The organism is Psychroserpens luteus, assembly GCF_015319355.1.
GTDB classification, from domain to species: domain Bacteria; phylum Bacteroidota; class Bacteroidia; order Flavobacteriales; family Flavobacteriaceae; genus Psychroserpens; species Psychroserpens luteus.
Genome location: NZ_JADILU010000008.1, coordinates 119,721 through 140,125, shown reverse-complemented (window position 1 = coordinate 140,125; position 20,405 = coordinate 119,721). Strand labels below are relative to the sequence as shown.

The 20,405-nt window shown below is 32.4% G+C and carries 20 protein-coding genes and 1 riboswitch; of the genes, 1 reads left to right on the top strand and 19 read right to left on the bottom strand.

The window, feature by feature from the left end:
• Window positions 1-46: 46 nt before the first annotated feature.
• From IM744_RS17825 to IM744_RS17780, 10 genes are all read right to left on the bottom strand, one after another.
• The gene (locus IM744_RS17825; protein WP_194509533.1) at window positions 47-373 is read right to left on the bottom strand and encodes a nucleotide pyrophosphohydrolase; all 327 of its coding nucleotides are present in this window, start codon (window positions 371-373) and stop codon (window positions 47-49) included.
• Window positions 370-888: a metal-dependent hydrolase gene (locus tag IM744_RS17820; RefSeq protein ID WP_194509532.1), complete on the bottom strand. Its 519-nt coding sequence runs from the start codon at window positions 886-888 to the stop codon at window positions 370-372. Before IM744_RS17820 ends, IM744_RS17825 begins: the two co-directional genes overlap by 4 nt.
• The gene (gene dtd / locus IM744_RS17815) at window positions 888-1,340 is read right to left on the bottom strand and encodes a D-aminoacyl-tRNA deacylase (RefSeq protein ID WP_194509531.1); all 453 of its coding nucleotides are present in this window, start codon (window positions 1,338-1,340) and stop codon (window positions 888-890) included. The genes IM744_RS17820 and dtd overlap by 1 nt, the downstream gene beginning before the upstream one ends.
• Window positions 1,341-1,385: 45 nt before the next feature.
• A complete protein-coding gene (gene rsgA / locus IM744_RS17810; RefSeq protein WP_194509530.1) occupies window positions 1,386-2,336 on the bottom strand; it encodes a ribosome small subunit-dependent GTPase A in 951 nt (316 codons plus the stop codon).
• Between the two features lie 85 nt (window positions 2,337-2,421).
• Entirely contained in the window at window positions 2,422-4,083 is a 1,662-nt protein-coding gene (locus IM744_RS17805; RefSeq protein ID WP_194509529.1) for a hypothetical protein, read from the bottom strand.
• 92 nt (window positions 4,084-4,175) lie between these two features.
• Entirely contained in the window at window positions 4,176-4,817 is a 642-nt protein-coding gene (locus tag IM744_RS17800) for a T9SS type A sorting domain-containing protein (protein ID WP_194509528.1), read from the bottom strand.
• A gap of 143 nt (window positions 4,818-4,960) precedes the next feature.
• Complete coding sequence (locus tag IM744_RS17795) at window positions 4,961-6,043, bottom strand: bifunctional 3-deoxy-7-phosphoheptulonate synthase/chorismate mutase type II (protein ID WP_194509527.1); 1,083 nt, start codon at window positions 6,041-6,043, stop codon at window positions 4,961-4,963.
• Window positions 6,044-6,128: 85 nt separating this feature from the next.
• Entirely contained in the window at window positions 6,129-6,980 is an 852-nt protein-coding gene (locus IM744_RS17790) for a prephenate dehydrogenase (protein ID WP_194509526.1), read from the bottom strand.
• A gap of 73 nt (window positions 6,981-7,053) precedes the next feature.
• Complete coding sequence (locus IM744_RS17785; RefSeq protein ID WP_194509525.1) at window positions 7,054-8,199, bottom strand: pyridoxal phosphate-dependent aminotransferase; 1,146 nt, start codon at window positions 8,197-8,199, stop codon at window positions 7,054-7,056.
• A complete protein-coding gene (locus IM744_RS17780; protein ID WP_194509524.1) occupies window positions 8,196-9,023 on the bottom strand; it encodes a prephenate dehydratase in 828 nt (275 codons plus the stop codon). Before IM744_RS17780 ends, IM744_RS17785 begins: the two co-directional genes overlap by 4 nt.
• 310 nt (window positions 9,024-9,333) lie before the next feature.
• Between IM744_RS17780 and gldA the strand changes: the two genes are divergently transcribed.
• Complete coding sequence (gldA, locus tag IM744_RS17775) at window positions 9,334-10,227, top strand: gliding motility-associated ABC transporter ATP-binding subunit GldA (protein ID WP_194509523.1); 894 nt, start codon at window positions 9,334-9,336, stop codon at window positions 10,225-10,227.
• A gap of 473 nt (window positions 10,228-10,700) precedes the next feature.
• On the opposite strand, the gene IM744_RS17770 is transcribed toward gldA, so the two are convergent.
• The 9 genes from IM744_RS17770 to cobA form a co-directional block, all read right to left on the bottom strand.
• Window positions 10,701-11,453 carry a head GIN domain-containing protein gene (locus IM744_RS17770; protein ID WP_194509522.1) on the bottom strand — a complete coding sequence of 251 codons (753 nt, stop codon included), beginning with the start codon at window positions 11,451-11,453 and terminating at the stop codon, window positions 10,701-10,703.
• Entirely contained in the window at window positions 11,450-12,547 is a 1,098-nt protein-coding gene (locus IM744_RS17765; protein ID WP_194509521.1) for an acyloxyacyl hydrolase, read from the bottom strand. The genes IM744_RS17770 and IM744_RS17765 overlap by 4 nt, the downstream gene beginning before the upstream one ends.
• Window positions 12,548-12,624: 77 nt before the next feature.
• The gene (gene metF, locus IM744_RS17760) at window positions 12,625-13,581 is read right to left on the bottom strand and encodes a methylenetetrahydrofolate reductase [NAD(P)H] (protein ID WP_194509520.1); all 957 of its coding nucleotides are present in this window, start codon (window positions 13,579-13,581) and stop codon (window positions 12,625-12,627) included.
• A gap of 173 nt (window positions 13,582-13,754) precedes the next feature.
• Window positions 13,755-16,439, bottom strand: coding sequence for a methionine synthase (gene metH, locus IM744_RS17755; RefSeq protein ID WP_194509519.1), 2,685 nt, complete (start codon window positions 16,437-16,439; stop codon window positions 13,755-13,757).
• Complete coding sequence (locus IM744_RS17750) at window positions 16,439-17,440, bottom strand: homocysteine S-methyltransferase family protein (RefSeq protein ID WP_194509518.1); 1,002 nt, start codon at window positions 17,438-17,440, stop codon at window positions 16,439-16,441. Before IM744_RS17750 ends, metH begins: the two co-directional genes overlap by 1 nt.
• 58 nt (window positions 17,441-17,498) lie before the next feature.
• Window positions 17,499-17,618, bottom strand: a riboswitch (SAM riboswitch).
• A gap of 66 nt (window positions 17,619-17,684) precedes the next feature.
• On the bottom strand, window positions 17,685-17,978 hold the full coding sequence (locus IM744_RS17745; RefSeq protein ID WP_194509517.1) for a rhodanese-like domain-containing protein: 294 nt from the start codon (window positions 17,976-17,978) through the stop codon (window positions 17,685-17,687).
• Between the two features lie 23 nt (window positions 17,979-18,001).
• The gene (locus IM744_RS17740) at window positions 18,002-19,051 is read right to left on the bottom strand and encodes an NAD(P)/FAD-dependent oxidoreductase (RefSeq protein WP_194509516.1); all 1,050 of its coding nucleotides are present in this window, start codon (window positions 19,049-19,051) and stop codon (window positions 18,002-18,004) included.
• Window position 19,052: 1 nt separating this feature from the next.
• A complete protein-coding gene (locus IM744_RS17735; RefSeq protein WP_194509515.1) occupies window positions 19,053-19,628 on the bottom strand; it encodes a precorrin-2 dehydrogenase/sirohydrochlorin ferrochelatase family protein in 576 nt (191 codons plus the stop codon).
• A 12-nt stretch (window positions 19,629-19,640) separates the two neighbouring features.
• Window positions 19,641-20,405, bottom strand: a complete 765-nt coding sequence (gene cobA, locus IM744_RS17730) for a uroporphyrinogen-III C-methyltransferase (RefSeq protein WP_194509514.1) — start codon at window positions 20,403-20,405, stop codon at window positions 19,641-19,643.

The window sequence follows — 20,405 nt, the reverse complement described above, 5'->3', positions numbered from 1 at the left end:
TAGATACTTGCAACTTTTAACTAGTCAATGACTCGAAAAACAAGTTTTATTTTAGTTTATCATTATTGTGATGCCTATCGTGATCTCGTTTGGTTTTTAAATCTAATTTTTTATCGAAAGCACTTTGTAAATCAATACCTGTTTGATTTGCCAAACACAAAACTACAAAAACCACATCTGCCAACTCTTCTCCTAAGTCTTTATTTTTATCGCTTTCTTTTTCACTTTGCTCACCATAGCGTCTTGCAATTATTCTTGCGACCTCACCTACTTCTTCTGTAAGTTGTGCCATATTAGTAAGTTCGTTAAAATACCGTACACCATGTTCTTTTATCCATGTGTCAACTTCTAATTGTGCGTTTTTAATGTTCATGATTTTCGTTTTCTAGTAAAAAACAAAGTTACCAAAATTATGAGGCACGGAATAGCTATATATTTAATTTCACTCAAAATAACCCTAATTCCCCATTCTGAAAAGAATTTTTCAACTCCTATTGGTGATACTTTTATCTCTCTAAAAGGAAAGAAATATCTTGAGTTTTCAAAAGGAATAAAAAAACCGACACCTTTTCCTCCACTTGTCATAGCATCTAATAGACCATGAGAAACCGTTGACAAAAATAAAACAACAGCAAAAATTAGTTTTCTAGACTTTCCTAAGAAAAAAGCAAGTAATGCGCTCCAAAGCAATGCAAATAAAATGGAATGCGTAAAACCTCGATGACCTAAAGGATGTAAATAATCTATACCAAAGGAAAACCCTAAAACATCTAAGTCTGGTAATATGGAAGATCCAATTGCTAGAAAAACTAACAATTTACAGGACTTAAAATCTACAACTTTTGCAACTGTATATGCGACTAAACCGTGTCCGAAAATTGATGCCACTACTGCTTATTTTTGGTATCGACAATTATGGTAACTGGACCATCGTTGAGTAATTCAACTTTCATATCTGCTCCAAATTGACCAGTTTGTACTTTCTTACCTAAATCTGTTTCTAATTGTTTCACGAATGCTTCGTAAAGTGGAATAGCAACATCTGGTTTTGCTGCCAGGAGATAACTTGGTCGATTTCCTTTTTTTGTACTTGCATGTAAAGTGAATTGACTCACAACAATTGCATCACCTTGGGTTTGCAGTAGTGATGTATTCATAATCCCATCTTCATCTGAAAAAATTCGAAGGTTAGAAATTTTATTAGAGAGCCATTTTATATCTTCTTGAGTATCATCATCAACAATACCTAGAAGCACTAACAAACCAGAATTGATGTTGGCCACTTTTTCACGTTCAATAATTACTGAAGCCTTTGAGACACGTTGTACGACTGCTTTCAAAATATTTTAAGATTTAAAATCCAGAGTTAATAAAAATTGAATTAATTATTTTTCTTCCCAATTATCTGTCCTGTAATGCTCATCTTCGCCTTCTAAAATTTGAAGATAACTTCTATATCTTGAAATAGCAATTTCATCTCTATCCAATGCGTCTTTAACAGCACATTTAGGCTCTTCTTTGTGAAGGCAGTTATTAAACTTACAATCTTGTTTGAGTTTAAAAAATTCTGGAAAATAATCGGCTACTTCTTCTTTATCCATATCAACAATCCCGAAACCTTTAATTCCTGGTGTATCAATAATTTTAGCATCAAAACTTAAGTCAAACATTTCTGCAAATGTGGTTGTATGCTGACCTTGACTATGCTGTGACGAAATGGCTTTTGTTTTTAAATCTAAACCAGGTTCAATGGCATTAACTAAAGTTGATTTACCAACTCCAGAGTGACCTGCAAACATACTTACCTTGCCTATCATTAATGCTTTGACCTTGTCTATGTTTTTTCCTGTTTCCGCAGAAATACCAATACACTCATAACCTATATTTCTATAAACATGAGCTAAATATCTCACCTCATCTAAAGTCTCTTCACTATAGGTATCTACTTTATTAAAAAGTAAAACTGTTTTAACATGATAAGCCTCTGCTGTGACCAAAAATCGATCTATAAAACTTGTGAATGTTGGCGGATTATCAATGGTAACCAATAAAAATACTTGATCTACATTAGATGCAATAATGTGCGTTTGTTTGGATAGATTGACCGATTTACGAACAATGTAATTAGTACGCTCATGAATATTATGAATCACTCCAGTTTCATCATCGTTATTGGTTTCCAATTCAAAATCAACAATATCTCCAACCGCAATAGGATTAGTACTTTTGATACCTTTTAGTCGAAACTTGCCTTTGATTCTACATTGATAAGTAGCACCAAGATTAGTTTTAACTGTATACCAGCTTCCTGTAGATTTATAAACGAGTCCTGTCATTATAACAAAGATGCTAATAATAAGTGTTTAAACCAACAAAAAAAGACCATCGATTGATGGTCTTTTATATAAGTAAAATAAAAAGTTAGTTTATGATCATACGACCTAACTTATCTTCAGATCTTCTTGAAGAATAAATAAGATACTCTTTATTAGTTATGATATGATAAACTCCTGGTCTTAGAATTAATTGATCTTTTTGTAATTCTTCTGGATCAATCCTTGTGATATCTCCATTATCTTTATTGAACATAAAAGCTGTTGGAATTGCTTTATTGTAGTTTCCTAGACTTTTAATTTCTTCAATATCTGTAACTCCCATATTTTTCTTGTTGTCATTAAAAACAACTGTAAGTTCTCCATTGGTATAAATAGGAATGGCTCCTAAATACTCAGGTCCTTTTCCTAAAACCGCTAAAGGAACTGTTACACCAACTCCTACTGAAAAATTAGAACCACTTGAGAAACCATACATCCCAACAGACATGGTTGTAAAACTTGCTTTTTGGTCTTTTGCAATAACATTAGCCCATTCTACAGAACCATCAGCATTTAGTGAAGTCACGATAATTTCATTAGTAAAAAATGTAATTGGCGTAAATGAAATACCTAAACCTCCAATACCAATTCCTGATGATCTACCTATGATAGATTGTCTGTATTCTGCAAGAAAAATTAAACCTCCATCTTCTTTTTCAATTAAACTATGCGTTGAATAATAAGGCGGAATATCTTTATCTTTTTTAGCTCTACGCTCTCCAATAAGTTTAGCCTTTGTTTCAAAATCAAAAACATTAAATTTTAAATTGGTTACTTCGTTTGAAGAAGCGTTTATAGTTGCAGAGTAAATACCTTTTAATTTCCAATTGGCTTTTCCACGTTTATTAACACTAGAATAAAAACCAACTAAATTAAGTGTATTATTTGCTGTCATCAACATTTCACAATTAATAACTTCTTTTCCTGTAAAGTCAATATTTATAACTTCTTGGTTATAATCACTTGCTTTTTTAAAGGCGTGAACTTCAAATTTCTCAATATTCTTTTTTGCTTTTCTATCTCTATAACTTTCGTTAATGACAAGAAATATGTCGTCTTCAAATGTAAGATCAAAATCTGCAATTGTAAATTCTAAATCTTTTCTGTCTTCAAATGATACTCTTTCTAAATGTGATGTCACAATATCCAGGTTTTCATTGACCAATTTAATTTCATATTGCATGATTTCCTCTTTATCAAATAAAGACGCATGCATTATTAAAAGTTTATCTTGGTTAGGTGAGTGCTTAAAATAGAATGCCCCTTTTTCTCTGTTTTTGGTCACCTCAGTTGAAAACAACTTAATTGTGTTTGTTGTTAATTTTCCGTCTTCAGAAATTTCTACAGCTAACAAATTGTTGATTTTATTTTTTCTGTCATAAACACTACCAATAATGTAAATTTTATCATTTAAAACAGCTATTTCTTCAAAAACAGGTTCTTTATCAATAAAATCGTCCATTTCAATTTCATTAACCGAAATTAAATCCATGTCTGTAGAGTTAAACACTTTGATATAAAAGTTTTTACCTTTAGTTGCTAAGGTGTAAATTTTACCATTAGCCTCTCCAGCTATTTTAACAATTTTCTCTTTGTCTGCCTCAATTTCTTTTCCGTGAGTAATTGTTATTGGTCCTAATTCTCCTTGAGCAATTACTGCAGTGGATGATGCTACTAACAGTAACAATAATGTAATTTTTTTCTGCATAAGTATGTTATCTAGTTGTTGAGTGAGAAAGAATATTCTTTCGTAACAAAAATAGACTTTTAATTGACTTTTCGATTTATATCAATAATAATCTAGATTCTAATTGCTTTTTTAGAAGCAATTTGCGTGCCATTAGAAGACACATTAATAATATAAATCCCAGTTGGTTGATTTGATAAGTCTACAACAAAATTAGAATTGAGTTTACTTTCTGCTCTATTTAAAATGATACGACCTGTTAAATCTGCAACTATAATTTTTACTTCGGAAACATCTTCTAGAAGCTTAATATTAAAGATGCCATCCTTTGATGGATTTGGGTAGAGCTTGATGGTTTCAGAATCATTAATTCTTTTACTGTGTTCATCAGTCACATAAACTATATGCCAAGAACATCTTATAACACTAGCACAACTAGCTGATGAATAGCCTACTAATACAACTTCATCCAATTCTTGAAAACCATCTAAATTAACATCAATTCTTTTTAAGTTACCAATAATCACATCCACAGGCTTATAACCAATATGAGTAAATTGCAAAGTATCTGTTGGTTTTGCATTGACGGTATAATTCCCATCTATATCTGTAAAAGTTCCTGTTTTTGAGTTTTTAACGGTCACATTTACTGAAGCTATTTGCCCTAGTAAATCTGTAACTGTTCCTAAAACTTCATGTTGCCCGAAAGCAAATGAGGTCATTAAAATGGAGACTAAAAGTAATAGTGATTTCATAATGTTGGTTTTAAAATTATAAATCAAACCTACTAGAAACTCTTACATATTAAAACCAACAATGAGCAAACAACACTTTTCAATGAGTAAAGCGCATAAAAAAGCCTCAAATTAATGAGGCTAAAATATTTACAGGTTAATTTCTAACCATTAATAACTTTCTCTTGATGATTAATTGACTCCTGGTGAATCGCTTTAAACATACGTAAGATAAATTCTTCACTTAGTCCTTTTTCATCACCATCTAAAACCATTTTACCTAAAATCTCATTCCAACGTTTGCTTTGTAAAACTGCAACGTTTTTTTGTTTTTTAAGTCCTCCAATACCATCGGCAACTTTCATTCGTTTACCTAATAACTCAATAATTTGACTATCTACAACATCAATTTGAGCTCTTAAATTATTAAGCTCTTTGTTATATTCAGCTTCAGGATCAGATTCTTTTCTAATTTTTAAATCTTCCATGATTTTAACCAAAGACTTTGGTGTTACTTGCTGCGCTGCATCACTCCATGCGTTATCTGGATCAAAGTGTGTTTCTATCATTAAACCATCAAAATTAAGATCTAATGCAGTTTGAGACACATCAAAAATCATATCTCTCTTACCTGTGATATGCGATGGATCATTGATTAATGGTAAATCTGGAAATCTATTTTGAAATTCAATAGCCAATTGCCATTCAGGAATATTTCTATATTTAGTTTTCTCATACGTTGAGAATCCTCTATGAATAGCTCCTAAATTTTTAATTCCAGCAGTATATAACCTTTCAATACCACCTAACCATAAAGCTAAATCTGGATTTACCGGATTCTTTACTAAAACTATTTTATCTGTTCCTTTAAGAGCATCTGCAATTTCTTGCATTATAAAAGGACTCACTGTAGAACGTGCTCCAATCCATAATAAATCAATATCATGCTCTAATGCTAATTCTACGTGGTTTCTATTAGCAACCTCTGTACAGGTTTTCATTCCTGTTTCTGCTTTTACTTTTTGTAACCACTTTAAACCTAAAGCACCAACGCCTTCAAAATTCCCCGGACGTGTTCTTGGTTTCCAAATACCAGCTCTGTAATAATTAACGTCTGTATCCTTTAGCTCATGTGCTATTTTTAACACTTGCTCTTCGGTTTCTGCACTGCATGGTCCTGCAATAACTAATGGGTGATTTAACCCTAAGTCATCCAACCATGTTCTCATTTCTTTTTTGTTTTCCATTGCTTTTGGTCTTTTGAGTCCGTTTTCCGAAGAAAACAAAGTCCGTTCTTTTTTACTTAATTTTTATTTTGGTATTACTGTTATCTTAAACCAATCCTTTTAAAATGTCTTTAATATGGTTTGTATTTTTCATTTCATTATAAATGGCATCAAAATCATCTGCTTCCATAAGCGTTTTAAAATGCTTGAGGTTATTGATGTATTCATCTAGAGTTTCTATAACATTTTCTCTATTCTGCTTAAATATTGGTGTCCACATTGCTGGCGAACTTTTTGCTAATCGTACTGTACTTTCAAAACCACTTCCTGCCATATCAAAAATATCGCGCTCATTTCTCTCTTTATCAATCACTGTTTTACCCAACATAAATGAGCTAATATGTGACAAATGAGACACATAGGCAATATGTTTATCATGAGCCTCAGGATTCATGTAACGAATACGCATCCCTAAGTCTCGAAAAAGTTGTAAAGCTTTCTCTTGAAGCTTAAAAGTTGTTTTTTCTACTTCGCAAATGATGTTTGTTTTCTTTTGAAATAAATTAGCTATCGCTGCTTTTGGTCCAGAAAATTCAGTTCCTGCAATAGGATGTGTTGCTAAAAAATTGCGTCGGTTTTTATGATTTTCAACAGACTTACAAACGGGTAATTTTGTAGAACCAACATCTATTACTAAGGTTTGTTCTCCAATCACGTCTAAAACTTTTGACAATTCTATTACTGCTTTATCTACAGGTATTGAAAGGATGACCAAATCTGCATGATGCAAATCATCATAAGTCGCTTTTTCATCAATTAAATTGATACTCAATGCCTCATCTAAATGATCCTCATTAGAATCAATCCCAAAGATTTTAGCATCTACATAATTAGACTTGATGTCTATTGCTAAACTTCCGCCAATTAACCCAATGCCTATGATGTATATGTTATTCATGTTTAAATTCCTTTTTCTTCGGAAATTTTATAATTCACTCAGTGCTTTTCTTCCGAAGAAAAAAAGATATTTTTTATTTTAATCTTGCTAATGCTTCTTCTAATTCAGCTACAGGAGCACACAATGAAAATCTTATATAGCCTTCACCATTGCTACCAAAAATGGTTCCTGGTGTAATAAAAACCGACTTTTCTTTTAGTATTAAATCTATATAGTCTTCTGCTTCTATATGCTCTGGCAACTTAGCCCAAACAAATAATCCTGAAGCGCCTTTATTGTAGGTGCATTTGAGTGCATCTGCAATTTGCCAAACGATTTTTCGTCGTTTTTCATACACGCTATTTAAGCTTTTAAACCACATATCTGAACTTTTCAAAGCCTCAATAGCTCCTTTTTGGATGCCTAAAAACATCCCAGAATCCATGTTACTTTTTACACGTAATACTGCGTTTATGTAATCATGTCGCCCCAATAACATTCCTACTCGCCATCCTGCCATATTAAATGTTTTACTTAACGAGTTTAATTCTAGACACACATCCTTTGCACCTTTGTATTTTAGGATACTTCTAGGGAAACGATTAAGTATAAAACTATATGGATTATCATTAACAATCAATATGTTATAACGTTTACCAAAGCGAATCAATTCTTCATACAGTTTTACAGATCCATTTTCTCCTGTTGGCATATGAGGATAATTAACCCACATAATTTTCACGTTTTCAACACCTCTTTTTTCTAAAGCCACAAAATCTGGACACCAGTTTGACTCTTGTGTTAAATCATAGAAAACAGGAACTGCTCCAACTAAATTTGTCACCGATTTATAGGTTGGATAACCAGGATTTGGAATTAAAACCTCATCGCCTGGATTTAAAAATGCCATAGAAATATGCAAAATCCCTTCTTTACTTCCCATTAATGGAAGCACTTCGGTTTGCGCACTTAAATTGACATCAAAATGTGTTTTATAAAAATTAGCGATGGCTTCTCTCAATTCGGGAATACCTTGATAACTTTGATATTTATGTGCTGCATCGTCTTCAAAGGTTTCTACAAGTGCATTGAGAACAGCTTCTGGAGGATCCATATCTGGGCTACCAATACCTAAATTAATAATTGGCTTACCTTGAGATTTAAGCAAACGGACTTCTCTTAACTTTTTAGAAAAGTAGTATTCTTCTACATTTTGTAAACGTTTTGCAACCTCTATCATAGTCTTGCGTTTTTATATTCTCCTAAAACTTTTAAGTCTTGCGCCATAATTTTCATAATTGATTTTGCTTTGTCATAGTCTTTATAAGACTCAAAAGTGACATCAACAAAAAAGGCGTATTTCCAAGGGGTTTCTATTTTAGGAAGTGATTGAATCTTTGTTAAATTTAACATACAATCACTCAATACATTTAAAATAGTTGCTAAACTTCCTCTTTTATGATCTAATTCAAATTTTATAGATGCTTTGTTGATTTCATTTTCTGGTATTTCAGAATTTTTCGTCCTTACAATAAAGAAACGTGTTTCGTTATGCTTTATGGTTTGAATGCTCTCTGAAATGATATTAAGTTCAAACAATTGAGCTGCCAAACGCGATGCAATAGCTGCTATATTTGTAGTTTGATTTTCCTGAATTCTTTGTGCTACTTGAGCGGTATCAATATCTTCTATTAATTTAATATGAGGATATTGTTTAAAAAATGCTTTACACTGCAACAAAGCCATAGGATGTGAATATACTTCCTTAATATCATCTATCGTCTGGTTTGGCAATGCCATTAAATGATGTTGAATATCAAGATAGTGTTCTCCTACGATATGTAAATTATGAGTATCAATAAGTGCATAATTTGGTATAATTGATCCTGCAATAGAATTCTCAATTGCCATAATTGCTGCATCACTTTTATCTTTTATGATACTATCAATTACAGCATCAAATGTCATACACTCGTCCACCACAATATTCTCATCAAAATATTGCTGTGACACAATGTGATGAAACGATCCTTTAACTCCTTGTATGGCTACTGATTTAATCAATCTATTTTAAATTTCTAAAATTATTCTATAAAAAAAGTCTCGATTTTCATCGAGACTCATATTATATTTATTACCTATAAATTATACATATAACGTCTCTTACTTTTCGCTAAAAAAGAAATAAAACCAGTTATAATATGTATTATTTGATGTATTCATGTCGTTATTATGATGCTAATGTACTTATATTTTTAAGAAATCAAAATTGTTAGACTATTTTTTTTATGTTTTGCATTTCAGAATTAAAGAATTCATAATTTAAAGTACGTCATTAGCAATAATTAGTATTTTTGAATAAATAAATTAAAATATGTCTATTGAGGTTGAAAACATTTCAAAAGTTTATGGCGATCAAAAAGCCCTAAATAATATTTCATTTTCTGTTAATACAGGAGAAATTGTTGGTTTCTTGGGACCTAATGGCGCAGGAAAATCGACATTAATGAAAATCTTAACGACTTACATTAACGCAACGCAAGGTGTTGCCAAAGTCAATGGGTTTGATGTTGAAACCAACAAGCAAGATGTGCAAAAAAGTGTGGGTTATTTACCAGAACACAACCCTTTATATCTAGAAATGTATGTCAAAGAATACCTCACATTTAATGCTGGTATTTATAAAACTGCTAAAACCAGGATAAATGATGTTATTGAACTCACTGGTTTAACACCTGAGGCTCACAAGAAAATAGGTCAGCTTTCTAAAGGATATAGACAGCGTGTTGGTTTGGCTAATGCTTTACTTCACGATCCAGCAGTTTTAATTTTAGATGAACCAACTACTGGATTAGATCCTAATCAATTAGTAGATATTAGACATTTGATTAAGAATATTGGTAAAGATAAAACGGTATTTTTATCAACTCATATTATGCAAGAAGTTGAAGCTATTTGTGATCGTGTCATCATTATAAATAAAGGTGAAATCGTTGCAGATAAAAAGATTAAAGATTTACGTGATGAGAAAGAACAAACCGTTATCGTAGAGTTTGATTACCGTGTTGAAGATGCTTTTCTACTGAAACTTCCTAACGCCAAAACCGTTAAAAATACACATGATTTTATTTATGAAATCACATTTTCTACTGGTAAAGATATGCGTTCTCACGTGTTTGATTTTGCTCATGATAATGAATTGAAAATTCTTCAGCTAAATCAAAAAAATGCGAGTTTAGAGAGTTTATTTAGGGAGTTGACGAGTTAAAACTAAATAGATGGAGAAACGAACAAGAATATCTGCAAACATTAAGTTTAAAAAGTATTTTATGTCTTGGTTTGTAATCTTAGTGGCATATATAATCACTAGCCTTTTTAATTTGAATCAATTTTGGGATTATGTAACTTGGACTTTAGCTATACTTGTTTTTTTATTATACGCTTCTTAAAAAAAGCTTGAATATACAGATGCAGCAGTCTTTTTTAACAATCAACATGTTGACTACAAAAGTATAACTGCATTAAAATCATTTGAAATAAATGGAATGACTTATTATCTGTTTAAAACAACATCAAATAGTTTTCTAAAAAGATTTTACTTTACGCAATTGGAGGGCATAGGTTACTTTTCTATCCTTAAGATCATCTTTTCAAAAAACAACAGTAAAGAATTACCTATTGCTGAGTTCTTGATGCTACTTGATGAAAAGTCAAACATTTCAAAAAATTAAATTTTAATTATTAATCCTCAAAAATAAGTTGTCCAGTATAAAACTGCTCAACATCAATAGTTGGAGGTGTATTAACCAAAATCACATCACCTGTGCTTCTAATTTCGCCAGTTAAGGATTGTTGTGCGTTTATAACAAAGTCATTACTACTACGATGAAAAACATGAACATCTTGAGCTATTAAATTTCGACCTTCAAAACGTGAATCACCAGAATAATATCCTAAAAACAGATTATTAACTTCGCCACTAACAAAAACAGATGACAAATTATTAACCACTACATTGAGCCTATTACAATCAACTTCTAATTGAAAATTACCATCTGCATTTACTGCGTCATCTTCAGAAAAATCTTCAGAGATCAATTTCAAAACTTCGTAACTCAAAACACCTTGACTACTCACAGTGAGACTAGAACCGTTTCTAATTTCGGAAAGATTTGGAGTGGTCACAAAAACTTTTGTGAGACTATAATCACGAGTGAGATTACACGCATTATTATTGTATAATTCTAAGCGACCACCTTCTACTTTAACTTCAATATCACTCATTAAATATTCACCAGTTTGTACTAGAACACTTTGTATTGGTCCATCTGTGACGATTAATTCAACACGAGGAAACACAGTAATCTCAGTAAACACTTCAACATCAAATTCCTTTTCAATAATATCACCTGAATTCTGAAAACAGTCTGGTGCATTCTCACCATTGCACGATAATAGAAGGATTGTAAACACTGTATAAACTAGTCTTTTCATAATCTTATACCTATTCCAAATTCAACTGCTTCTGCTTTTGCACCATGAGATTTAAGTGTAATAGCTCCAAATAATTTATCACCAAAATAACGTTTTAAACCAATTCTGTTGTACACGCGTCCTTCAAAATCGTATGGATAATATACATAATAACCCAATTGCGCAACAAAAGACATTTTATTGATAAATAACTCATGACCAACAAAAACTCCAACACGTTTCCAGTCTTCATTACCAGTAACATCTAACTCAGGAAAAGCAACAGAGTAATATGTAATCAATTCTTCTAAAAATTTAGAAAAGAATACATCTGCTCCAACTTGAATGGCACTTTTTCTATTCAATCGTTTATCTGCATAAGCTGAAACGATGTAAAACGGATACTGACCAACACCAATTACATCACTTTCATTGATACCACTTCTTAAAGCAAAATTATACTTTATGTTTTCCTTGTATTTTTTTTCTTCGGAAGTTGGGATGTAATCTGGTTCTTTTTCATAATTGAACAAATAGTTAGCTCCAACATTAAATACTAATGTATTAGTAGATGAGTTTGGTGCTCTAAAATTGGCATTAGAATAATGTATGACCGATAATCCTGCTTGCACACCAAAACCTTTAACGATATTCTCTTTTTTATAATTAAACTTTAAATAAGTAGAACTCATCAAATCTGAACCATAAGCATTATTCCTATAGTTGGTATTCTTATCATAAGGATTCGTTGTATAAGCAATCCCTTGACCTATTCTAAAGTTAAGATTTCGATTTAAAAAATAAAAATTATAATGCGCATATAAACTATAGTTCTCTCCCAAAAACTTATTTTTCATATCTTGATAGATGAATGAAAACCCATAATCTGGATAGTTGTATCTGCTTTCCCAATCTTTAAATCCGAAGGTTTTTTTATTGTAGCTTAAAATCAATCCGCTTGGATGATCTGTGATTAAATGAGAAATATCTGGATTGTGTTCTAAAATTGTTCCGTAGAACAAACTCGCATCTAAAGTAAAAAGATTAGGATCTTCTTCTTGTGCAAAAGCAAAGGTGCAGAACAAACAAAATAGGTAGGCTAAAAAACGATTCATAGATTAAAATAGAGCGCAAAAGTATGTAAATAATCCTAACGCTTTAAAAAGCATACGCAAAAATGAAAATTAGAGTTTTAAAATAGCGCTTCGGCAATCGCTTTTATATTATCACTTTTACCCATAGAATAATAATGTAACACAGGAATTCCAGCTTTTTGTAATTCTTTAGATTGATTAATACACCACTCTATACCTACTTGTCTCACTTGACTATTGTCTTTACATTTTACAATTTCAATAATTAAATCTTCTGGTAAATCGACATGAAAACGATGCGGAATTAAATTTAACTGCTTCCTAGTAGCAATAGGTTTTAATCCAGGAATTATAGGTACTGTAATACCTTCGCTCCTGCATTTATCTACAAACTTGAAATATTTATCGTTATCAAAAAACATTTGTGTGACAATGTACTCTGCTCCACTTTTAATTTTCTTTTTCAAAAAATGAATATCGCTATCCAAACTTGGAGCTTCCATATGTTTCTCTGGATATGCGCCAACACCTATACAAAAGTCAGTCTCAGAACAATTTTGTAATTGGTCATCCAAATACACACCATTGTTTAATTCTGAAATTTGATTCACCAACTCATTTGCATACGCATGACCCTCTTTTTCTGGCTTAAAATAGGTTTCCGTTTTTACTGCATCACCACGTAAAGCCATAACATTATCAATACCTAAAAAATCTAAGTCTATAAGAAAATTCTCTGTATCTTCTTTTGTAAATCCGCCACACAAAATATGAGGTATTGCATCTACTCCATATTTATTTTGAATGGCTGCACAAATCCCAACGGTTCCTGGTCGTTTTTTTACGATTTGCTTTTTTAACAACCCATTACCAGCATCTTTAAACGTATATTCTTCACGATGATACGTTACATCAATAAATGGTGGATTAAACTCCATCAAAGGATCGATGTTATCAAAAATAGATTGAATATGTTGCCCTTTTAAAGGTGGTAAAATCTCAAAGGAAAATTGTGCATTTCCGTTAGCATTTTTTATATGTTCGGTTACTTTCATTTTATCATGTTGACACGAAATAAGCTGCTAATAAAGACACTGTAGTTAACAGTATTAATTGCAATACAAATCTTATTTCTATTTTATATTTTTTCATTGTCTTGTATTTAAAATTTAAATACAAGATTACTATTTAGTTTAAATGTAAATATGTTCTCAATTCTAAGAAATTGTTAAGTTTCTGCAAGGTTTGGATTCAACCATTTCCTAGCTTCATCTTCACTTATGTGTCTTCGTTTTGCATAATCTTTTAATTGATCTTCTGTTATTTTTCCTAATCCGAAATACTTCGCTTCTGGATTTCCAAAATAATAACCACTTACACTTGCTGCTGGCCACATTGCTAAACTCTCTGTTAACTTTACGTCAATATTTTCTTCAACATTTAATAATTTCCAGATGGTTTTCTTTTCTAAATGATCTGGACATGCTGGATAACCAGGTGCAGGACGAATCCCTTTATACGTTTCTTTGATCAACTCAGCATTAGTTAGATTTTCTTCGGAAGCATAGCCCCAAAATTTTGTTCTAACTTCTTTGTGCAAGTATTCTGCGAAGGCTTCTGCTAGTCTATCTGCCAATGCTTTTATCATGATTGAATTATAATCATCATGATCTGCTTCAAACTGTTTTGCTAATTCTGCAGTTCCAAATCCTGTTGACACACAAAATGTGCCCATATAATCTTTTACTCCTGAATCTTTTGGAGCAATAAAATCAGCCAGAGCAATATTTGGGATGCCTTCTCTTTTGCTTAGTTGTTGACGTAGCGATAAAAATGTAGTTTTTATATTTCCGTTGTCATCATAAATTTCAATATCATCATCATTAACTGTGTTTGCAGGAAATAAACCGAAAATAGCTTTTGCTTTCAACAGTTTCTCATCAAAAACTTGTTTTAAAAGTTCTTTTGCATCTTTGAATAACTCTTTTGCTTGTGGTCCAACAACGTCATCTGTTAGAATATCTGGATATTTCCCGTGGAGATCCCAACTTCTAAAAAACGGACTCCAATCAATAAAAGATTCTAATGTTGTGATGTCAAAATCTTCTATAATTTGAATCCCAAGCTGTTCAGGTTTTACAATTTCCGAAGTACTCCAATCTATTTTAAATTTGTTTTTTCGAGCATCTTCAATAGTGATATAATCCTTTTTCTTACCTCGTTTTAAAAACTGATCTCTAAATTTATCGTACTCTTCACGTATTTGTTCTTTATAAACTCGATTGTCTTTTTGGAGTAAATTACCAACAACAGTCACTGCTCTAGACGCGTCATTAATATGTACAACTGTATTACTGTATTTTGGTGCAATCTTAACAGAAGTATGTGCTCGCGATGTGGTTGCTCCTCCAATAATCAACGGAATATTTAAGTTCTTCTTTTCCATTTCTTGAGAGACGTAAACCATTTCATCAAGTGATGGTGTGATTAATCCGCTTAATCCAATCACATCTACATTTTCTCTAATAGCAGTTTCAATGATTTTTTCTGGTGGTACCATAACGCCTAAATCTATAATTTCGTAGTTATTGCATCCTAAAACGACACTCACGATATTTTTACCAATATCATGCACATCACCTTTTACTGTAGCCATTAAAATACGTCCTGCAAATTCTTGTTTTCCGTCTTTTTCTGCTTCAATAAATGGTTGTAAATAGGCAACTGCTTTTTTCATGACACGAGCAGATTTCACTACTTGAGGTAAGAACATTTTCCCACTTCCAAAGAGATCTCCAACAACGTTCATCCCTATCATTAGATTACTTTCAATAACTCTTATTGGTTTGTCTGCTGCTAATCTTGCTTCCTCTGTATCTTCAATGATAAATTGATCAATACCTTTGACAAGACTATGTGTGATTCTATCTTGTAAGGATTCACTTCGCCATTCTAAAACTTTAGTAACATCTTGTTTTTTATTGCCTTTTACGGTTTCTGCAAAATCTAAAAGACGTTCTGTTGCATCTTCATGTCTATTAAATAACACATCTTCAACACATTGTAATAAGTCCTTCGGAATTTCATCATAAATCTCCAACATAGTTGGATTCACAATACCTAAAGTCATCCCATGTTGAATGGCGTGATATAAAAATGCAGAGTTGATAGCTTCCCGAACGGTATTATTTCCGCGGAAAGAAAAAGACACATTACTCACACCTCCTGACACATTTGCGTATGGGAGATTTTCACGAATCCATTTGGTGGCATTGAAAAAATCCAGAGCATTTAAACGATGCTCGTCCATGCCTGTTGCGACAGGAAAAATATTAGGATCAAAAATGATGTCTTGAGGTGGAAAGTTGACAATGTTTACCAATATTTTATAAGAACGTTCGCAAATTTCTATTCGTCGTTCATAAGTATCTGCCTGCCCTTTTTCGTCAAAAGCCATCACAATTACTGCAGCTCCATAACGTTTCACCAATTTTGCTTGACGCTTAAACTCAGCTTCACCTTCTTTTAAACTTATAGAATTGACGACGCATTTACCTTGAGCCACTTGCAATCCTGCTTCAATGATTTCCCATTTTGAGCTATCAATCATCAACGGAATACGAGCAATATCTGGCTCAGACGCAATAAGGTTTAAGAACTTCACCATGGCATATTTACCATCGAGCATGCCTTCGTCCATATTGACATCCAGAATTTGCGCACCACCTTCTACTTGATCTCTAGCTACACTGAGTGCTTCATCATATTTTTCTTCTTTTATTAATCTTAGAAATTTTCGTGAACCTGTTACATTCGTTCGTTCTCCTACGTTTATGAAGTTACTTTCTGGAGTTACTACTAAAGGTTCTAAACCGGATAAGGTTAAATATTTTCTACAGTCACTGTCTGCCATTATGCGTGCACTTTAGTTTGTCTTGGTTGATAATTTTTTGCAACGTCTGCAATGGCTTTTATGTGCTCTGGATTTGTTCCGCAGCAACCACCAATAATATTGATTAATCCGTCTTTTAAATAGTCTTCAATTAATGCTTGCATTTGTTTTGCAGATTGATCGTATTCTCCAAAAGCATTTGGTAAACCTGCATTAGGATGTGCAGAGGTGTAAAACTCAGTTTCATGAGATAATCGTTGTAAATAAGGCTTGAGTTGTTCTGCTCCTAAAGCACAATTAAAACCAATACTTAATAAAGGAATATGAGAAATTGAAGTTAAAAAGGCTTCTACAGTTTGACCAGATAATGTTCGTCCCGAAGCATCTGTAATCGTACCAGACACCATAATTGGAATCTCTATTTGGCGTTCTTCTTTCACTTCTTCAATAGCAAACAAAGCTGCTTTGGCATTGAGCGTATCAAAAATAGTTTCTACCAAAAGCACATCAACACCACCATCAATTAAAGCTTCAACTTGTAATTTGTAGGCTATTCTTAATTCATCAAATGTGATGGCTCTGTATTCTGGTTTATTGACATCTGGAGACATACTTGCTGTCTTATTTGTTGGCCCAATACTACCTGCTACAAAACGAGGTCTATTTGGATTTGTTTTAGTAAATTCATTAGCAACTTGCTTGGCAATTTTTGCAGATTCGTAGTTTAATTCGTAAACCAAATCTTCCATATCATAATCTGCCATAGCGATTGTTGTTCCAGAAAAGGTATTGGTTTCTACGATATCTGCTCCAGCTTCAAAATACAGTTTATGAATATCTGCAATAGCCCGAGGTTGCGTTAAGGATAACAAATCGTTATTTCCTTTTAATGACGTTGGATAATCCTTAAAACGTTCTCCTCTAAAATCTTCTTCGGAAAAATTATAACGTTGCAACATGGTTCCCATGGCACCATCGAGGACTAAAATTCGTTTTTGTAAAGCTTGTAAAATATCTGACATTTATAAAAATTTATATATAAAAATGTCATCAGGAAAGTAAGAGAATTTACTTTTGTGTTGTTTATCTGTCCTAAAACTCTGTAACAACAGAATTAAGGTAGAATTTAGCACCTTCTTTATAGATAAAGGGTTGCTAAGGCTTCAACGGGTCTAATCCCTCGGCCTTTCATGATAACATATCAATAATAGTATGAACTGAAATGTAAATTAACGCAATAAAAATTTAATAAAAGAATTTAATGGTTTAAATATAGGATTCCACATTCTGCCAAGGCCCTCCATTAATCACTTCGAAATCTTCATCAAGTAATATATCCTTTGCTCGTTCACTTCTTGCACCACTTCTACAACATGTGATTATTGGCTTTTGAAGTGCTTTTAATTGGTCTATTTCGTATTCTAATTCATCTAATACGATGTGTAAGGAATTCTTGACATGCCCTTCGCTGTACTCTGCCTCAGTTCTCACATCTAAAATGATAGCGCCTTTGTCTAAATATTCTTGAATACCTTTAAATTCTGAATTATCTTTACTCATAATTTATTTTTTTAATTGAATGACTACACTATTGCTTTTACAACTGCTTTAGGCGATTCTTTTCTAGAACCATCAAAACCATTGATCCCACTAACTGTTGTATATTTTAATACAAATTTCTTTCCTGGATTTAATATTTTATAAGCCGATTGGCACATTAAAGTCGCTTCATGAAATCCGCAAAGAATGAGTTTCAGCTTCCCTTCGTAAGTATTGACATCTCCAATGGCGAAAATGCCTGGAATATTAGTTTGGTAATCTAATGTATCTACTTTTATGGCATTTTTTTCTATCTCTAGTCCCCAATCTCCTATAGGTCCTAACTTTGGAGAGAGCCCAAATAACGGAATGAAATAATCTGTTTCTAAATGAATATTTTTATCTCCTTTTTTAACTGTTATCGCTTCAACATGATCATCTCCATGAATATCTACAACTTCAGCAGGTGTGATAAGATTTATTTTACCTATGAGTTTTAATTCTTGTACTCTTTCTACGGAATCTAAAGCTCCTCTAAACTCGTTTCTTCTATGAATCAAAGTCACTTCTGAAGCAATATCAGCTAAAAAGACACACCAATCTAATGCAGAATCCCCTCCTCCAGAAATCACAACACGTTTATTTCTATAGACTTCGGGATCTTTTATGAAATATGAAACGCCTTTATCTTCATAATTAGTAATATTTTCTATTAACGGTTTTCTTGGCTCAAAACTACCCAATCCTCCTGCAATAGCAATTATTGGTGCTTGATGTTTTGTGCCTTTATTAGTTGTTACAATAAAACTACCATCTTCTTGTTTTTCTATAGTTTCTGCACGTTCTCCTAAAGTAAATCCTGGCTGAAACTGTTTGCCTTGCTCTAATAAATTTTTTGTTAAATCACCTGCTAAAATTTCGGGTAATCCAGGAATATCATAAATAGGTTTTTTTGGATATAATTCAGAACATTGTCCGCCAGGTTGTGGTAACGCATCTATTAAATGACATCTTAATTTCAATAAACCTGCTTCAAAAACTGTAAACAAACCCGTTGGTCCTGCTCCTATGATTAATATATCTGTTTGTATCATTTTACTTCTGTATTAAATTTTCGGTAATTTTGTTTAAAGCAGACACTTTTTCTTCAAAATCTCCTTTTATTGTTTTCCTATATGCGTTTAAGTTTTGAACCATTTGATTGATATCTTCTGGAATTACAGACTCAAAAAACTGTCGTAATCGTTTGGCTGTTGTTGGCGATTTTCCGTTAGTAGAAATTGCAATTTTCACATTGCCTTTGGTGACAATACCTCCTAAATAGAAATCACACAAATCTGGAGTATCTGCTACGTTTACCAATAAATTTCTTCTCTTTGCGTCTTTATATACTTGATGATTAACACTTAATTTATCTGTTGCTACAATAGCTAAATCTTTATCACAAAGAAAAGATTCTTCATAAGCCATATCATACATTTTTATTTCAAATGTTTTTGCCAATGCTTTTACATCTTCTCTAAAAAAAGGCGCTATCATTGTAACATTAGCAGTTGGGCTCGACTTTAATAAAAATGTTAGTTTTTCTAAAGCAACATTACCACCTCCAACAATAAGCACTTGTAATTCGTGCATTTTCAAAAATATTGGGTATAAATTATTTCTTTCCATGTGTGTGATTTTTTATGCGAATTGTGATTCTACTTCTTGCTGAATAGAGTTTAATGTTACACGTTGACTTACAACCTCACCAATAACAATAATTGCTGGAGATGATAATTGTTTTTTGGCAACAATAGATTCTATAGTTTCAATGGTTCCTATGCCTACATTTTCTCGGTCTGTTGTTCCGTTTTGAATAATCGCTATTGCTGTATTGTTTTTATTTTCCGAAGAAAAAATCTTTACAATTTCACTCAATTTCCCCATTCCCATTAAAATAACAACGGTTGCTGAAGATTGTGCTGCAAGTGCAATGTCTTTTGAAATTTGATGTGATTTTGTTGTTCCTGTAATAACCCAAAAGCTTTCTGAAGCACCTCGTTTTGTCAATGGAATACCTTGATAAGCAGGTACTGCAATTGATGATGATATTCCTGGAACGACATAAGTTTCTATGTCAAATTGTTTGGCGTAATCTATCTCTTCTGCTCCTCTTCCGAAAATAAAAGGATCACCTCCTTTTAACCTCACAACATGACCATAACTTTTTGCTCTACTCACGATAAGCTCATTAATTTGGTCCTGTTGATAGGCGTAGCATCCTTTACGTTTACCTACAAATATGAGTTCTGCTTTTGGTGAAGCATATTTCAATAATGCTACATTGATAAGCGCATCGTATAGAATAACATCTGCAGATTTAATAGCCTTAACACCTTTTAAAGTAATTAATTCTTCATCTCCTGGTCCTGCTCCAACTACTGTTAATTTTGCTACTGTCTTCAT

What these genes read in the sequence shown, in the direction of transcription:
- metH (WP_194509519.1), bottom strand. Translation starts at nt 16,439, where the DNA reads ATGGCAGACAGTGACTGTAGAAAATATTTAACCTTATCCGGTTTAGAA.
- IM744_RS17785 (WP_194509525.1), bottom strand. Translation starts at nt 8,199, where the DNA reads ATGATAGAGGTTGCAAAACGTTTACAAAATGTAGAAGAATACTACTTT.
- IM744_RS17750 (WP_194509518.1), bottom strand. Translation starts at nt 17,440, where the DNA reads ATGTCAGATATTTTACAAGCTTTACAAAAACGAATTTTAGTCCTCGAT.
- IM744_RS17770 (WP_194509522.1), bottom strand. Translation starts at nt 11,453, where the DNA reads ATGAAAAGACTAGTTTATACAGTGTTTACAATCCTTCTATTATCGTGC.
- IM744_RS17800 (WP_194509528.1), bottom strand. Translation starts at nt 4,817, where the DNA reads ATGAAATCACTATTACTTTTAGTCTCCATTTTAATGACCTCATTTGCT.
- IM744_RS17740 (WP_194509516.1), bottom strand. Translation starts at nt 19,051, where the DNA reads ATGATACAAACAGATATATTAATCATAGGAGCAGGACCAACGGGTTTG.
- gldA (WP_194509523.1), top strand. Translation starts at nt 9,334, where the DNA reads ATGTCTATTGAGGTTGAAAACATTTCAAAAGTTTATGGCGATCAAAAA.
- IM744_RS17825 (WP_194509533.1), bottom strand. Translation starts at nt 373, where the DNA reads ATGAACATTAAAAACGCACAATTAGAAGTTGACACATGGATAAAAGAA.
- IM744_RS17790 (WP_194509526.1), bottom strand. Translation starts at nt 6,980, where the DNA reads ATGAATAACATATACATCATAGGCATTGGGTTAATTGGCGGAAGTTTA.
- IM744_RS17805 (WP_194509529.1), bottom strand. Translation starts at nt 4,083, where the DNA reads ATGCAGAAAAAAATTACATTATTGTTACTGTTAGTAGCATCATCCACT.
- IM744_RS17795 (WP_194509527.1), bottom strand. Translation starts at nt 6,043, where the DNA reads ATGGAAAACAAAAAAGAAATGAGAACATGGTTGGATGACTTAGGGTTA.
- IM744_RS17745 (WP_194509517.1), bottom strand. Translation starts at nt 17,978, where the DNA reads ATGAGTAAAGATAATTCAGAATTTAAAGGTATTCAAGAATATTTAGAC.
- metF (WP_194509520.1), bottom strand. Translation starts at nt 13,581, where the DNA reads ATGAAAGTAACCGAACATATAAAAAATGCTAACGGAAATGCACAATTT.
- IM744_RS17735 (WP_194509515.1), bottom strand. Translation starts at nt 19,628, where the DNA reads ATGGAAAGAAATAATTTATACCCAATATTTTTGAAAATGCACGAATTA.
- cobA (WP_194509514.1), bottom strand. Translation starts at nt 20,405, where the DNA reads ATGAAGACAGTAGCAAAATTAACAGTAGTTGGAGCAGGACCAGGAGAT.
- rsgA (WP_194509530.1), bottom strand. Translation starts at nt 2,336, where the DNA reads ATGACAGGACTCGTTTATAAATCTACAGGAAGCTGGTATACAGTTAAA.
- IM744_RS17765 (WP_194509521.1), bottom strand. Translation starts at nt 12,547, where the DNA reads ATGAATCGTTTTTTAGCCTACCTATTTTGTTTGTTCTGCACCTTTGCT.